12 protein-coding genes are annotated in these 15,508 nt (G+C 74.4%); 7 read left to right on the forward strand and 5 right to left on the reverse strand.

The window, feature by feature from the left end; genetic code table 11:
• The first annotated feature begins 19 nt into the window (after nucleotides 1-19).
• Entirely contained in the window at nucleotides 20-2,086 is a 2,067-nt protein-coding gene (locus ACFYOU_RS03885; RefSeq protein WP_391303342.1) for a hypothetical protein, read from the forward strand.
• 244 nt (nucleotides 2,087-2,330) lie between these two features.
• On the opposite strand, the gene ACFYOU_RS03890 is transcribed toward ACFYOU_RS03885, so the two are convergent.
• Both ACFYOU_RS03890 and ACFYOU_RS03895 read right to left on the reverse strand, forming a co-directional pair.
• Entirely contained in the window at nucleotides 2,331-2,891 is a 561-nt protein-coding gene (locus ACFYOU_RS03890; RefSeq protein ID WP_389765677.1) for an SMI1/KNR4 family protein, read from the reverse strand.
• A gap of 36 nt (nucleotides 2,892-2,927) precedes the next feature.
• On the reverse strand, nucleotides 2,928-3,536 hold the full coding sequence (locus ACFYOU_RS03895) for a GNAT family N-acetyltransferase (protein ID WP_391303344.1): 609 nt from the start codon (nucleotides 3,534-3,536) through the stop codon (nucleotides 2,928-2,930).
• 214 nt (nucleotides 3,537-3,750) lie between these two features.
• Between ACFYOU_RS03895 and ACFYOU_RS03900 the strand changes: the two genes are divergently transcribed.
• The 5 genes from ACFYOU_RS03900 to ACFYOU_RS03920 all read left to right on the forward strand — a co-directional run bounded on the left by ACFYOU_RS03900 (nucleotide 3,751) and on the right by ACFYOU_RS03920 (nucleotide 11,435).
• Nucleotides 3,751-4,941, forward strand: coding sequence for an NAD(P)-binding domain-containing protein (locus ACFYOU_RS03900; RefSeq protein WP_391303347.1), 1,191 nt, complete (start codon nucleotides 3,751-3,753; stop codon nucleotides 4,939-4,941).
• Nucleotides 4,942-5,238: 297 nt separating this feature from the next.
• Entirely contained in the window at nucleotides 5,239-6,873 is a 1,635-nt protein-coding gene (gene abc-f / locus ACFYOU_RS03905) for a ribosomal protection-like ABC-F family protein (RefSeq protein WP_391303349.1), read from the forward strand.
• Nucleotides 6,874-6,953: 80 nt separating this feature from the next.
• The gene (locus tag ACFYOU_RS03910) at nucleotides 6,954-8,597 is read left to right on the forward strand and encodes an ATP-binding cassette domain-containing protein (protein ID WP_391303352.1); all 1,644 of its coding nucleotides are present in this window, start codon (nucleotides 6,954-6,956) and stop codon (nucleotides 8,595-8,597) included.
• Nucleotides 8,598-8,845: 248 nt separating this feature from the next.
• Nucleotides 8,846-9,706, forward strand: coding sequence for a 23S ribosomal RNA methyltransferase Erm (gene erm / locus ACFYOU_RS03915; protein WP_391303354.1), 861 nt, complete (start codon nucleotides 8,846-8,848; stop codon nucleotides 9,704-9,706).
• 163 nt (nucleotides 9,707-9,869) lie between these two features.
• Entirely contained in the window at nucleotides 9,870-11,435 is a 1,566-nt protein-coding gene (locus tag ACFYOU_RS03920) for an alpha/beta fold hydrolase (RefSeq protein WP_391303356.1), read from the forward strand.
• A gap of 31 nt (nucleotides 11,436-11,466) precedes the next feature.
• On the opposite strand, the gene ACFYOU_RS03925 is transcribed toward ACFYOU_RS03920, so the two are convergent.
• Nucleotides 11,467-12,474, reverse strand: a complete 1,008-nt coding sequence (locus ACFYOU_RS03925; RefSeq protein ID WP_391303358.1) for a WYL domain-containing protein — start codon at nucleotides 12,472-12,474, stop codon at nucleotides 11,467-11,469.
• A 62-nt stretch (nucleotides 12,475-12,536) separates the two neighbouring features.
• Here ACFYOU_RS03925 and ACFYOU_RS03930 point away from each other — a divergent pair, with 62 nt between their 5' ends.
• A complete protein-coding gene (locus ACFYOU_RS03930) occupies nucleotides 12,537-12,890 on the forward strand; it encodes a YybH family protein (protein ID WP_387009638.1) in 354 nt (117 codons plus the stop codon).
• 27 nt (nucleotides 12,891-12,917) lie between these two features.
• Here the strand turns inward: ACFYOU_RS03930 and dapF are convergent, their stop codons facing one another.
• Both dapF and ACFYOU_RS03940 read right to left on the reverse strand, forming a co-directional pair.
• On the reverse strand, nucleotides 12,918-13,985 hold the full coding sequence (dapF, locus tag ACFYOU_RS03935) for a diaminopimelate epimerase (protein WP_391303361.1): 1,068 nt from the start codon (nucleotides 13,983-13,985) through the stop codon (nucleotides 12,918-12,920).
• Nucleotides 13,986-14,088: 103 nt separating this feature from the next.
• Nucleotides 14,089-15,477: an MFS transporter gene (locus tag ACFYOU_RS03940; protein WP_391303363.1), complete on the reverse strand. Its 1,389-nt coding sequence runs from the start codon at nucleotides 15,475-15,477 to the stop codon at nucleotides 14,089-14,091.
• Between the last annotated feature and the right edge of the window lie 31 nt (nucleotides 15,478-15,508).

Raw genomic sequence — 15,508 nt, forward strand, 5'->3', positions numbered from 1 at the left:
GGGACCCGGCTGGAGAACCGTGCTCGCCGCCGTCCTGGCCGGTGCCGCCCTGCCCCTGTGGGGGGCGGGTGCGGCGAGCGCGGCGCCCGCCCGGGTGGTGACCTCGCTGGGCACCCTCGCCCCGGCGGCGTCGGCCGCCCCGACCCCGCCCGGCGGGCTGGTCACGTACACGCTGACCGCGCGGAACAACGGGCCGTCGGTGGCGCGTGAGGTGGTGGCCACGGACACCCTGCCCGAGGGGCTGGAGTTCGTGGCGTCGGCGGACGGCTGCACGGCCGCCGGGCTGACCGTCACCTGCGGCCCGGAGCCGCACCTGACCGTCGGCGAGAGCAAGACGTGGACCTTCGTCGTCCGGATCTCCCCCTCCTACCAGGGCGACGGTTCGGACCTCGGGAACACCGCCACCGGCTCCTCCGAGTCGGTGGACCCCGACCCCGACAACAACAAGACCGACCCGGTGTCCCCGACCGGGCCGTTCGACCCCGTCTCCGACCTCAACACCGTGAAGACGGCGATCGGGACCGGGCCGACCGTGCCGGGCGAGGAGTTCCAGTACCGGATCGCGGTGGAGAACACCGGCCCCTCGGACGCCCGGAACGTCACCGCGACCGACGACCTGCCCGCCGGCCTCGCGTTCGTCTCCTCCAGCGACCCGTGCACGGCCTCCGGGCAGCGCGTGACCTGCGGCCCGCTCGGGGTGCTCCCGCCCGGGGACACCGTGACGTGGACGTTCCGGGTGAAGCTGAGCGACGCGTACACCGGCAACGGCACCGACCTGCGGAACACGGCGACCTCGACGTCCGACTCCGAGGACCCGAACCCGGGGGACAACACCTCTCCGCCGGTCCTGCCGCCCGGCGGGGTCAGCCGGCCGCAGGCCGACATCTGGGTCTCCAAGCGGCCGACGACCAGTACCGTCATCGCGCCCGGCGAGACCTTCGAGTACGCGGTCACCGTCACCAACGACGGCCCCTCGCGCGCGGTGAACGTCACCGCCACCGACACCCTCCCCGGGCCGCTGGCCTTCGTCTCCTCGCCGGACGGCTGCACCGCCAGTGGGCAGGCCGTGAGCTGCGGACCCCAGGTGACGCTCGCCCCCGGCGCGTCGAAGACCTGGCGGTTCACGGTCCGGCTCGACGAGGCGTACCGCGGTGACGGCTCCGACATCCGGAACGTGGCCGTGGTCGACACCGACACCGACGACCCGGTGCCCGCGAACAACACCAGCCCGGCCGCCGGTCTCCCCGGCAGTGCGGTGAACCAGCCGTACGCGGACCTGTCGGTCACCAAGGAGCCCGTCGGCAGCGTCTCCCCGGTGCCCGGCCAGCAGTTCTCCTACCGGATCGAGGTCACCAACGGCGGGCCCTCGGCGGACGCGTTCAACGTCCGGCTCTCCGACGACCTGCCCGCCGGACTGACGTACGTGTCCTCGTCGCCGGCCGGTTGCACCGTGTCCGGCCAGGCGGTCTCCTGCCGCCGGACGACCCCGCTGCGGGTCGGCGAGACGGTCGAGTACGTGCTGACGGTCCGGGTCGACCCGGCGTACAAGGGCGACGGCAGCGATCTGCTGAACACGGCCCGGGTCACCGCCGACAACATCGACCCGGCGAGCGAGAACGACACCGACACGGCCACCGTGCCCGGCGGTACGGTCGCCGCGCCCTCGGCGGACCTCGGGGTCGTCAAACGGCCCGTCACCTCGACCCCGGTGGCGCCCGGCGAGACCTTCGAGTACCAGGTGACGGTCACCAACAACGGCCCGTCGCAGGCGGACGACGTCGCGATCCACGACGTGCTGCCCACCGCGTTGACGTACGTCGCCTCCGACGACGACTGTCTGTCGGGCGACACGGTGGTCTGCGGCCCGCTGCCGACCCTCGCCCCCGGCGCGTCCGTGACCTGGGTCTTCCGGGTCAAGCTGGCGCCGGACTACACGGGCGACGGCACCGACATCCGGAACACGGCGACCGTCCACTCGCCGACCCGGGACCCCGTGAGCGGCAACAACAGCAGTACGACGGGCACGCCGGGCGGCACGGTGAAGAAGCCGATGGCGGACCTGGAGGTCACGAAGGAGACCCCGTGAGCTGACGCAGTGCACCGCCCGGGCCCGCGCCGCAATCCAGCAGCGCGGGCCCCGCCGTGTGCGGATCCCTGCGGGTGCGTCGTGGCTGTTCGCGCAGTTCCCCGCGCCCCTGTCGCCCGGACGTCCAGCAGGGCGCCCCTGAAAGGGGCGCGGGGAACTGCGCGAGCAACCACCGCCCACCCGCAGGCAACGACGCACCCCCGGGGGTACCGTGACGGGAACCGGTCGGGGCAGGCACCCGACCTCAGCCGCTCCCGGGATCGTCGGGCTGCGGCAATACGCGGAAGAACGGCCGCCCGGGCGCGAAGTGCGCGGAGTTCAGCCCCGGGTCCTCACCGCGAAGGTACGCCAGCAGCCACGCCGTGAACGTCAACGGACTTTCGAGGTAGTCGAGTTCGACCCGGTCGATGACGCCGACGGCCCAGGCGTCCGCCGCATCGCGCGGCAGCCGGAAGTACGCCCGCGCGCCGCAGGCCGAGTGCCCCCAGGGGAACAGTTCGCCGGGACCGGTGCCGAACGGGTGCGGCGGCAGGACCTCCGGGTCGGCGTCCGCCCACCGCTCGGGTTCGTCCCGGATCTGCTCGGCCAGGTTGAACCAGCGGGTCGCGGGGTGGAACAGGGTGAGCTGGTTGTTGATCAGGATCGCGCCGTAGGCGTCCAGGACGTGCCGGTAGTCCGCGGGGAGGACGAGGCCGAACTCCCGCTCCAGGGCGGTCCAGGCGGCCGGGTCCGCACCGGTGAAGCCGGGCTCCCCCAGCAGTTCCCGCAGCTCGTCGAAGGCGGGCGTGGTCTCGGCAGGGTGCACGGGGCTCCTCGTGGTGTCGGCCCGGCTGCCGGCGGCTCAGGGCAGCGGCGGGTACGGGTCCGTCGCGAGCCGTCCGTGCAGATGGACGTCACGGAACGCGTCGCGCCGGCCCGCCTCGTACATCGCGCCCCGGAGGGTCCCCTCGGCGCGGAAGCCCACCCGCTCGGCGATGCGGCACGATACCTCGTGCCCCGGGGCGTGGCCCAACTCCAGTCGGTGCAGACCCCGTTGCGCGAAGGCCCAGCCGCTCGCCAGCGCCAGGGCCCGGCTCGCGACACCGCGGCCCCGGGCCTCGGGCAAGGTCCAGTAACCGACGATCGCCACCCGCATCGCGTCGTTGATGTTGCTGATGCCGAGGTGGCCGAGGATCGCGCCGGTCCGCTCGTCGGTGACGCAGAAGGAGGCCGCGGTGCCCCGTTCGACCTGTTCCGCACGGGAGGCCATCGACCGGCGGGCGTCCGCCGGGCCCGTGATGCCGATCACGGGGGTGTTCCAGCGCAGGAACTCCGGGTCGGTGTGACCGAGGACCCAGGCGTCGACGTCGGCCGGCGCCTCGGCGTCCCAGGAGCGGAGCAGCAGTCCCGCGCCCCTCAGGAGCGGGGTCGCCGCCGTCGTGTCGTTCCCGGTACCGCGCGTCTCACTCATACGTTCATTGAACACCGATGCGCCCGCCCGCCACGAGCGGCCACCGGACGGGCGGCCGGTGGCCGTCGCATGGCAGCTCGTGGCCGTCGGATGGCCGGTGAATGGCCGGTGGACGGCCCCTCCTGGCCCACGAACGCCCCTCGTGATCAATTCGCAACGCATTTCGGTCTTGACCGAGACCAATCAACTCAGGACGGGATTACGCTCGCTGCTCATGGCCGTCACCACAGACCACGACAAAGCCGCCCTGCTGCGCACGGACGACCGCCCGGTCTACGTCATCGGCGGCGGCCCCGGCGGCCTCGCCGTGGCGTACGCGCTGCGCTCCCGGGGGGTGCGGGCCGTGGTGCTGGAGAAGTCCGACGCGGTGGGCGCCTCCTGGCGCGGGCACTACGAGCGGCTGCGGCTGCACACCACCCGGCGCCGCTCCGCGCTGCCCGGACTGGCGATCCCCCGGGTCTTCGGCCGCTGGGTGGCCCGCGCCGACCTGGTGCGGTACCTGGAGAAGTACGCCGAGCACCACGCGTTGGAAGTGGTCACCGGCGTCGAGGTCACCCGGGTCGACCCGGCGCCCGACGGTCAGGGCTGGGTGCTGCGCGCCACCGGCGGACGGGAACTCGCCGGCGCCGCCGTCGTCGTCGCCACCGGCCACAGCCACACCCCGCGCGAGCCCGACTGGCCGGGCCGCGAGACGTACGCCGGCACGCTGCTGCACGCCTCCCGCTACCGGGAGCCCGCCCCGTACGCGGGACAGGACGTGCTCGTGGTCGGCGCCGGGAACACCGGTACCGAGATCGCGCTGGACCTGGCCGAGGGCGGCGCCACCCGGGTGCGGATCGCGATCCGCACCGTTCCGCACATCGTCCGCCGGTCCGTGCTGGGCTGGCCCGCGCAGGCCACCGCCGTCCTGGTCCGCCGGGTCCCGGCGCCCGTGGTGGACCGGCTGGCCCGGCTCCTGGCCCGGGTGAGCGTCCCGGACCTGTCGGCGCACGGACTGCCCCGGCCCCGGACCGGCCTGTACACCCGGGCGCGGCAGGGGGCGATCCCGGTGCAGGACGTCGGCTTCGTGAAGGCGGTGCGGGGCGGGCGGGTCGAGGTGGTGGCCGCCGTGGAGTCGTTCGACGTGGACGCGGTCGTCCTGCGCGACGGCAGCCGGATCGCACCGGACACCGTCATCGCCGCCACCGGCTACGACCGCGCCCTGACCCCGCTCGTCGGGCACCTGGGGGTGCTCGGCCCGGACGGGCGGCCGCTGGTGCACGGGCGGCGGTGCGCCAAGAGCGCGCCGGGCCTGTACTTCACCGGCTTCACCAACCCCCTCAGCGGCATGCTCAGGGAACTCGCCCGGGACGCCCCGCGGATAGCCAAGGCGGTCGCCCGCCGCCTGCCCGTCAGCACCCGCTGAACGCCCCCCGGCGCCCCAAAATCCACGAGCCCCCCGCCCCGGCCGCTGTTACGCTGGCGGGACCAGTGACCCCTCCCGAGGAGTGCAGACATGGCGGGTGACGACGACATCTCCGGGTGATACCCGGGGCTGACCGGCCACGACGGGCGCAGCAGAGCGCCGTCGCCGTGGCCCGCGCAGTCGTCCCCCCACGTCCCTGTCTGTCGAGGGCGAGCCCGCCACCGCGCACGCTGCCGCGCCTTCCACGCGCCCCGTGTGCCGCGGGTGTGCCGCGCCCTCCTCCCGCGAGGTCTCCGCATGTCCGACGCCACCGTCATCTGCTCGAACCTGTCCTTCTCCTGGCCCGACGACACCCCCGTCTTCCAGGACCTGTCCTGCACCGTCGGCACGGGCCGCACCGGTCTCGTCGCGCCCAACGGCGCCGGCAAGAGCACCCTGCTCAAGCTGATCGCCGGTGAGCTGCGGCCCACCGCGGGCTCCGTCTCGGTGGCCGGCACCCTCGGCTACCTGCCGCAGACCCTGCCGCTGACCGCCGGTCTGACCGTCGCCGAGGTGCTGGGCGTCGCCGAGGTGATCCGCGCCCTGGACGCCATCGAGTCGGGGGACGTGCGCGAGGAGCACTTCACGACCGTCGGCGACGACTGGGACGTCGAGGAGCGCACCCGGTCCCAGTTGGACCGGCTCGGCCTGGGCGGCCTCGCCCTCGACCGGAGCCTGGGCACCCTCAGCGGCGGTCAGGTCGTCTCCCTGGGGCTGGCGGCCCAACTGCTGCGGCGCCCCGACGTGCTGCTGCTCGACGAACCCACCAACAACCTGGACGCCGGGGCCCGGCACCGGCTGTACGAGGTGCTGGCGGACTGGTCGGGCACCCTGTTGCTGGTCAGCCACGACCGGGCGCTGCTCGACCGCATGGACCGGATCGCCGCACTCGACCACGGGGAACTGCGGCTGTTCGGCGGGAACTTCACCGCCTACGAGGAGGCCGTGCGGGCGCAGCAGGAGGTCGCCGAGAAGAACGTCCGCAACGCCGAGCAGGAACTCAAGCGGGAGAAGCGGGAGTTGCAGCAGGCCCGCGAACGGGCCGAGCGCCGTGCCAGCAACGCCGCCCGGGGCCTGAAGGACGCGGGACTGCCCCGTATCTTCGCCGGGAACATGAAGCGCGGCGCGCAGGAGTCGGCGGGCCGGGCCGGTCAGACGCACGCCGCCCGGGTCAGCGGCGCCAAGGCCAGGCTCGACGAGGCGGAGCGCTCCCTGCGGGACGAACAGCGGCTCACCGTGGACCTGCCCGACACCCGGGTCCCCGCCGGGCGCACCCTCTTCCTCGGCGAGTCCCTCCAGGTCCACCACGGGGAGCGGGCGCTGTTCGCCGGCGCCGGCGTCGACCTCACGGTGCGGGGTCCCGAGCGCATCGCCCTGACCGGCCCCAACGGCGCCGGCAAGACCACCCTGCTCCGTCTCGTCCAGGGCGACCTGGTGCCGGACGGCGGGCGCAGCCGGCACGCCGACGGGCGGACCGCGTACCTGTCGCAGCGGTTGGACCTGCTGGACCCCGAGCGCACCGTGGCGGAGAACTTCACCGTCTACGCCCCGCACCGGACGGAGGCCGAGCGGATGAACCTGCTGGCCCGCTTCCTGTTCCGGGGCGCCCGGGCCCACCTCCCGGTCGGCGCCCTGTCCGGCGGGGAGTTGCTGCGGGCCACCCTGGCCTGCGTCCTGTGCGCCGAACCCGCGCCGCACCTGCTGCTGTTGGACGAGCCGACGAACAACCTGGACCTGGTCAGCACCGAACAGTTGGAGGGCGCCCTCGGCTCCTACCAGGGCGCGTTCGTGGTGATCAGCCACGACGAGCGGTTCCTCGACCGGATCGGGGTGGACCGCTGGCTGCGGCTGGCCGACGGACGGCTCACGGAGACGGGAGCCCCCCGGGGGTGATCCGCCGACGTGATGACCGCGCCCGCGCCCGAGGCACGTCCCGGCGGGCCGAGAAACCGCTCACGTCGGACGGACCTCCCATGCCGCAACCGCCCCTGCTCGCCGAAGACGTCGTCCGTGTGCTCGGGGGCCGTCGGGTCCTCGACGGCGTCTCCCTCACCGCCCCGCCGGGCCGCCGCATCGGGCTGATCGGGGAGAACGGCGCCGGCAAGTCGACCCTGCTGCGGGTGCTCGCCGGGGTCGACCAACCCGACGGCGGCACCGTCAACCGCCCCGCCGACCTGGGCTTCCTCCACCAGGAAGCGCCCTTCGACCCGGCCGCCACCCTCGCCGACGTGCTGGACGACGCGCTGCGCGAGGCCCGCGACGACCTCGCGGCCCTGGCCCGCCTCACCGAACGGCTCGCCGACACCCCCGAGGACTCCCCCGCGCACCCCGCGCTGCTCGACGCCTACGGCCGGCGACTCGAACGCGCCCGGGAACGGGAGGCCTGGGACGCCGACCGGCGGGCCGCGCTCGTGCTCGCCGGACTCGGCCTCGGAACACTCGCCCAGGACCGGCCCCTCGGGTCGCTCTCCGGCGGGCAGCGCGGCCGGCTGGCGCTGGTCGCACTGCTGCTGCGCCGGCCCGCGGCGCTGCTCCTGGACGAGCCCACCAACCACCTCGACGACGCTGCCGCGGCCTTCCTGGAGGAGCATCTGCGGGCCCTGCCCGGGGCTGTGGTGCTCGCCAGTCACGACCGGGCGTTCCTCGAAGCCGTCTGCACCGATCTGATCGACCTCGACCCCGCGGTGGACGGCCCGGTGCGGTACGGCGGCGGCTACCGCGCCTACCAGGCGGCCAAACGCGCCGAGCGGGCGCGCTGGGAGCAGCAGTACGCCGAGGAGCAGGCGGAGTTGGCAGCGCTGCGCCACGCGGCCGGGGTGACCGCGCACCGGGTCGCGCACGGTCGCCCCCGTCCCGACGGCAACAAGATGGGGTACGGCCGGCGTGCGGGCCGGGTGGAGAAGCAGGTGTCCCAGCGGGTGCGGGACGCCGCCCGCCGGCTGGACGCGCGGGAGCGCGAGCAGGTCGGCGAGCCGCCGCAGCCGCTGCGGCTGCGGCGCACCGCGCTCGCCGCGAGGGCCCCGGTCGAGGCGGCCGAACCGGAGAGCGCCCTGGTGTCGTTGCGGGAGGTGCGGGTACCGGGTCGACTGGTGCTCGACCGGCTCGACGTGGCGGCGGGCGAACGGCTCCTGGTGACCGGCGGCAACGGGACGGGCAAGTCCACGTTGCTGGCGGTGCTCGCCGGCCGCCTCACCGCCGAGGGGCGGCTTCGCCGACGGCCCGGGCTGACGGTCGGGCTGCTCGCCCAGGACACCGTCTTCGACCGTCCGGAGCGCACCGCCGACGCGCTGTACGCGCAGGTGCTCGGCGCCGACCTGGCGGACGCGGTGCCCCTGCGTTCGCTGGGGCTGCTGGGCGGAGCCGAGCTGAGCAAGCCGGTGGGGCACCTGTCGGTCGGGCAGCGCCGCCGGCTCGCGCTGGCGCTGCTGGTGGCCCGACCGCCGCACCTGGTGCTGCTGGACGAGCCCACCAACCACCTGTCGCCGCGGCTGTGCGACGAGTTGGAGGACGCCCTGGGACCCGGGCCCGGTGCGATCGTGCTGGCCAGTCACGACCGTTGGCTGCGCGGGCGCTGGCGGGGCCGGGAGGTCCGGCTGGCGGCCGGGAAAACCGGGTGACCGGTGGGGAGGGTGCTGCCTACACTCGCGGCATGAGTGGAATCTCCTGCGCGGGCGTCGCCTCGACCCGCACCCGCCGCGCATAGCGGCGGCACCCTCCCCACCGCGCCGCGCCGCGACCGTCCGTCGCCCCTGACCGGGCCCGTACGGTCCGTGCCTGCGCGCCCCGAGACGTACCGCCGCCCCGAGCGTCCCGCCGGGCGGCCCCGCGCCGCCCGGCTCCCTCGAAAGCCGCGGAGCTCCCACCCATGCCCAGGCACCACCAGCCCTCCTCCCGCCGCACCGCCCGCTTCCCGCACGGGGAAGCCGCCCCCGCCGCCGAGCAGTTCGACGCCCCGCCCGGCGGACGCCACGAGCTGGGGCAGAACTTCCTCGTGGACCGTGCGGTGATCCGCGCGGTGGTGGACCTCGTCGCCCGCACCGAGGGCCCGATCGTCGAGATCGGCACCGGCGACGGTGCACTGACCCTGCCGCTCCAGGAACTGCGGCGGCCCCTGACCGGCGTCGAGATCGACCCCCGCCGGGTGGCAGGGCTCCGACGCCGCACCGGCCCCGACACCACCCTGGTGCGCGCCGACTTCCTGCGGTACAGGCCGCCGGCCGCCCCGCACGTGCTCGTCGGCAACCTCCCCTTCCACGCGACCACGGCGATGCTGCGCCGCATCCTCGCCGCCCCGCACTGGACCGATGCGGTGCTGTTGGTGCAGTGGGAGGTCGCCCGGCGGCGGGCCGGGGTCGGCGGGGCGACGATGATGACCGCCGAGTGGTGGCCCTGGTACGCGTTCCGACTGGCCCGCCGGGTCCCGGCCGCCGCGTTCCGGCCCCGCCCCGGCGTCGACGGCGGGCTGCTGACGATCACCCGGCGGCCCCGTCCGCTGCTCCCCGTCGACGAGCGGACGGCGTACCGGGACTTCGTGCGGCGGACGTTCACCGGGCGGGGCCGGGGCATCGAGCAGATCGTCACCACCGTCCGGCCGACGACCTCCCGGCGCGCGGTGCGGGACTGGGCACGGCGCAACGGGGTGCCGGGCGGCGCCCTCCCCAAGGACTTGACGGACCGTCAGTGGGTTGAGTTGTACCTCTTGGACGGCGGGCGCGGCGTCCGCTGATCGCCGAGCGGCGGCGTTTCGGTCTGCGCGGGAAATTTTTGACAACCGAACTCCTTTTCGGCCAGGGGCCGTTACCCTGTGCGCCAACCCCACGGTCCGTCCCTCCGGGCCTTCGACCAGCGCTGTTCCCCCCTGTCTCGATCCCAGCTAACGAAGGCACCCCATGCGCACCCGACGAAGAGTTCCGGTGATAGCCCTCGGCGTCACCGCGATGTTCGCCCCCGCGTTCCCCGCCGTCGCGTCCGGCCAGGACGTCCGCCCCGGCGCGACCGCCGCGGCACCGGCGGCCGCCGCCCAGCAACTCAGCTGGGGCAGTTGCGACCCGAACCTGCCCACCACGACCGTGGAGTGCGCGACGCTCACCGTCCCCGTGGACTACCGCAAGCCGAAGGGCCGGACGACCGAGCTGTCCGTCTCCCGGATCAAGGCCGCCGACCCCGCCAAGCGACGGGGCGTGCTGCTGTTCAACCCGGGCGGCCCCGGCGGCCCCAGCCTCTTCTACCCCCTGTGGATGGCCGAGACCCTGCCCCAGTCCGTCAAGGACCGTTACGACCTCATCGGCTTCGATCCGCGCGGCGTCGCCACGAGCAGCCCGCTGAACTGCGGCACCACCACCCGCAACGAGCGGCTGACCTTCCGGCCGTACACGGAGGCGACCTTCGCCAAGGACGTGGCCTGGGCGAAGGACGTGGCCGCCAAGTGCCGGGCCAACAACCCGGACATCAACCACTTCACCACCCGCAACACGGCCCGGGACATGGACCGCATCCGGGCGGCCCTCGGCGAGCGGCGGATCTCGTACTTCGGTCTGTCCTACGGGACGTACCTGGGCGCCGTGTACACCCAGATGTTCCCGCGCCGGGCCGACCGGTTCGTCCTCGACAGCGCCGTCGACCCGAAGCTCGTGTGGCGGGGCATGGTGCAGGCGTGGGCGTCCGAGGCCGAGCCCGCGTTCGACCGCTGGGCCCGCTGGACCGCCGAGCGCGCGACGACGTACGGCCTCGGGAACACCCCCGCGGAGGTCAAGCGGACCTTCTACGCCCTCGTCGAGCAGGCCGACCGCACCCCGCTGGACCTGGGCGGCCACCCGTACACGGGCGCCGAGATCCGCGACTGGATGCGCTGGGACATGTACCGCCCGAAGCTGGGCGCCGAGTTCGTGGTGAAGCTGAAGGACGCCGCCGCCGGCAAGCCGGTCGAGCCGAACCCCCCGTACGTCCCGACCGACAACGAACTCTCCGCGTACGTGGCCGCGACCTGCGGTGACACCCAGTGGCCCACCGACCCCGCGGTGTACCAGGCGGACTCCCGCCGGGACAGCGCGCGGTACCCCTTCTTCGGCGACTCGGTGTCCAACATCGTGCCCTGCGCCTTCTGGAAGCCCCCCGTCGAGCCGACCACCGTGGTCAACAACAAGGTGCCCGCGCTGATCGTCCAGAACGAGTGGGACTCCCAGACGCCCCCGGTCGCCGCCCGCGGTCTGCACCGGGCCCTGAAGGGCTCCCGGTACGTCCTGGTCGACGAGGGCGAGGGGCACGGCGTCTACGGGCGCGGAATCAGCGCCTGCGCCGAGGACCTGACCACCCGGTACCTCACCACGGGCCGGCTCCCGTCGAAGAACGTGACCTGCGCGGTCAACGCGGCCCCGGCCCCGACGGCCGACGCCCGCGCTTCTGCACCCGGCGCACCGCACCTCCCGGGCCCGCGGCAGCCCTTCGGCGGTCGCTGACCCGTCCGGCCGTCGTGACCGGTTCCCCCGGTCACGACGGCCGGCACCCGGGGGCACCACCGTCCCGGGACGGCGCCCCGTAGCGGGCGGCGATCGCGGCGGCCTGCTCGCGCAGGGAGTCCCGCAACCACTGCGGGGCCAGCGCCTCACCGTCCGCACCGAGCCGCCACAGCGCCCACTCGGCGTGCCGCGCGTCCTGGAAGGTCACCTCCAGCCGCAGCCGGCCGTCCGCGTCGACCTCCTCGGCGAGGACGGCCAGCGCGGTGCCCACCACCTCCGCCCGTCGCGCCGGGTCCGTCCGCAACAGCACGGCGACCTGGTCGCCGCCGGTCCGGAACCGGGTGCTGCGCTCCTGCCACGCCCGGTCCAGGTCGACCCGGTCGGCCCGCCGGGCCGGCTCGGCGAGTTCCTCGGCGGCCAGCACCCTCGACAGCCGGTAGGTGCGGTCCGCGCCGTCCCGGGTGGCCAGCAGATAGCCCTGCTCGCGCACCGTGACCAGCCCGATCGGGTCCACCGTGCGCCAGGTCGGGTCCCGGTCCACGGCCGCGTAGTGGAGGCGCAGCCGGTGCCCGGCGAACACCGCGCGCCGCACCTCGGTCAGGACGGCGTCCGGCACCTCCTCGGTGACCCGTCGACGCGCGAGGAGGTCGGCCTCCGGGTCGACGAGCAGGCGCCGGGCGGCGCCGGCCGCGGTGGCCCGGTAGCTCTCCGGCAGTGCGTCCACCACCTTGCGCATGGCCGAGGCGAGCGCCGTGCCGAGTCCGAACACCTGGGCGCCGCGCCGTGATCCGGCGACCACCAGGGCCAACGCCTCGTCATGGCTCAGCCCCGTCAACTCGGTCTGGAAACCGGGCAGCAGGGCGAAGCCGCCGTGCCGACCGCGTTCGGCGTAGACGGGGACGCCGGCCGCGGACAGCGCCTCGACGTCGCGCAGCACGGTGCGGGTGGACACCTCCAACTCGCGGGCCAGCGCGGTCGCGGACAGTCGACCGTGCTGCCGCAGCAGCAGCACCAGGGACACCAAGCGGTCAGCGCGCACGGGAGAACTCCGAAGCAATACATGACAGGAGGTGTCGCACATTCCTTGCGAGGCTCCTCCACATGACCAACAAGGAAACGGCCACCGAGCCGAACGATCTGGGCAGGTACTTCATCGAGCGCGCCAACGCGGGCGACGTGGACGGGCTGGTGGCACTGTACGAGCCGGACGCCGTGCTGGCGTTCCCGCCGGGCAGCCTCAGCACCGGACACGCGGAGATCCGTGCGGTGTTCGAGCAGTTCGTCGCCGTCGCGCCGGTGCTCACCCCGGGCCGGCAGCACCCGGCGCTGGTGACCGGCGACCTGGCGCTCACCGCGGCCACGCAGAGCAACGGGGACGTGTCCGTGGAGGTCGCGCGGCGCCAGCCGGACGGCTCGTGGCTGTGGGCCGCGGACCAACCGGCGCTCGCACCGTAATGGGGTCGCGGTGGCGCGCTCCCGTCCCTAGCGGCCTGCGGGGGACGGGGCGTGCAGCGTGGTCTCGACGCCCGCTTCCTTCAGCTCGGCGAGGTTCTCCGCGTTGAACGCGGCGAAGGCGTGCAGTTCCTCGGCGAAGGGCTCGCCCTCCACGCGGACGGGCCCCTCGCCGAGCAGCACCGCCGGATCGAGTTCGGCGGCGTACACGTTCGTGGCGTTGCCCTCCAGCACCGGCTGCCAGCGGTCGCCGTGGACCTGCATCCAGCTGCGGGCCACGCCGCCCGGGTTGCGGACGACGACCGGCTGCTCCGGGTCGACCAGGCCGAGGCGCGACAGCACCGCCCGGGAGGCGGCGACGCCCGAACCGCACGAGGGGGTGAGCCCCGCCCCGCGCTCGAACGTCCGTACGAATACCTCGGTGGCGGTGAGGGGCCGCACGAACGACACGTTGGCGCCGATCGGGAAGGCGTCCGCGGCCTCGGCGACCCGGGTCCCGGTAGCGATCAGCTCGGCCTCGTCGTAGGCGTCATAAGCGTCGCGGCCGTCCCCGGCGTCGCGGGCGTCAGGGGCGTCCTGGCCGCCGAGGACGGTGATCAGGTGGGAGTTCGGCACGGCGACCGCCGAGACCCGACGGGCCGGGTGGTACGCGGGCAGCGCCCCGTCCACGAAGGGGCCGTCGGCGCCGGCCACGATCGGCTGCGCCGGGGCGAAGTCCACCGGCGGCAGCTCCACCGACACCCGCCGCACCCCGTGCCCGGTGGTCCCGGCCGCCCGGACCGTGAACGCGTACGGGCCGGTGTGCAGCACCACCGACTCGGCCTGGTGGCGGTCCAGCAGCAGCCGGCCCGCACCGCGCATGCCGTTGCCGCACAGCAGGGAAGCGGAGCCGTCGGGGTTGTAGAAGTACGCCCGCGCGGTGCCGTCGCCGTCGTCGGCGATGAAGTAGACGCCGTCCGCGCCCAGGCCCCGGTCCCGGTCGCAGAGCAGCCGTACCGCCCGCTCGACGTCGGCCGGCGCGAAGTGGTCCGTGGGGGCGCCATCGATGACGAGGATGTCATTGAGACTGCCGTGCGTCTTGGTGATCGACAGAGCCATGGTGTTCCGTTCCTCGTCCGTGAGCCGTGGTGCGGGGGCGGCGGCGGACACCGCGCCCCGTCCGACGCCCGGGCCCGACCCGCACCACCCCGTGTCCGCAAGTCTAGGGCCGTGCCGCCGGTACGCCGGCGGGCCCCGGAGCGGGCGGCACCCGGCGGATCACCAACACCATCAGCGTCGCCATCGCGCACAGCGCCCCCGAGGCGTACCAGACCACGTCGTACGAGCCGAACACGTCCCGGGCGACCCCGCCGAAGAAGGCGACCAGGGCCGCGCCCAGCTGGTGCGAGGCGAGGACCCAGCCGAACACGATCGCGCTGTCCTCCCCGTAGTGCTCCCGGCACAGGGCGATGGTCGGCGGGACCGTGGCGACCCAGTCCAGGCCGTAGAAGACGATGAAGAACAGCATCGGCGGACGCACCGAGGGCGCCATCAGCATCGGCAGGAGCAGCAGCGACAGGCCCCGCAGGGCGTAGTACACGGCGAGCAGCCGGCGGGCCTCGTAGCGGTCGGTGAGCCAGCCGGAGGCGATCGTGCCGATCACGTCGAAGATCCCGATCAGGGCGAGCAGCGAGGCGGCGGCCGTGACCGGCATGCCGTGGTCGTGGGCCGCCGGCACGAAGTGCGTCTGGATCAGCCCGTTGGTGGACGCCCCGCAGATCGCGAAGGACCCGGCGAGCAGCCAGAACGGTCCGGTGCGGGCCGCCGACAGCAGGGCCGCCACCGCGCGCCGGGCGGCACCGGGCACGGGCGGCGGCTTCGGTACGAAGGCGGGGGACCCGTAGGGGGCGACGCCCACGTCGGCGGGGTGGTCGCGCAGCAGCAGCCAGACGAACGGCACCACCGCGAAGGCCGCCAGGGACACCGTCACCGCGGCCGGGCGCCAGGCGTGGTGTTCCACGATCCAGGACAGCAGCGGCAGGAAGACCAGCTGTCCGGACGCGGCGGCGGCGGTGAGGACGCCGGTCACCAGCCCCCGCCGCTCGGTGAACCAGCGGTTGACGACGGTGGCCGCGAACGCCAGCGCCATGGTGCCCGCGCCGAGCCCCGCCAGCAGGCCCCAGCCGACGACCAGCTGCCAGGGTTCGGTCATCCACACGGTGGCGCCCGAGCCGACCCCGATCACCGCGAGGGCGACGGCGACCACCCGGCGGATGCCGAACCGGTCCATGAGGGCCGCTGCGAAGGGGGCCGTCAGTCCGTACAGGGCGAGGTTCACGGAGACGGCGAGGCCGACCGTGCCGCGGGACCAGCCGAACTCGGCCTCCAACGGGTCGAACAGCAGCCCCGGCAGCGACCGGAACGCCGCCGCGCCGATGATCGTCACGAAGGCGACGGCGGCAACGAACCACGCCCGGTGCACGCGGCGGCGCCCGGCGCGGGGGCCGGGGCCGGGGTTCTCGGGGTTCTCGGGGGCGGGCGGTCCGTCGTGGTCGGGGGTCCGTTCGGCCGGTGAGGACGCGGTGTGGGTCACCCGGTCAGGCTGGCGCATCCGCGGTCCGCCGAACGAGTGGCCCGAAGGA

The organism is Streptomyces sp. NPDC005955 (assembly GCF_042871255.1).
In the GTDB taxonomy this organism is placed as follows: Bacteria; Actinomycetota; Actinomycetes; order Streptomycetales; family Streptomycetaceae; genus Streptomyces.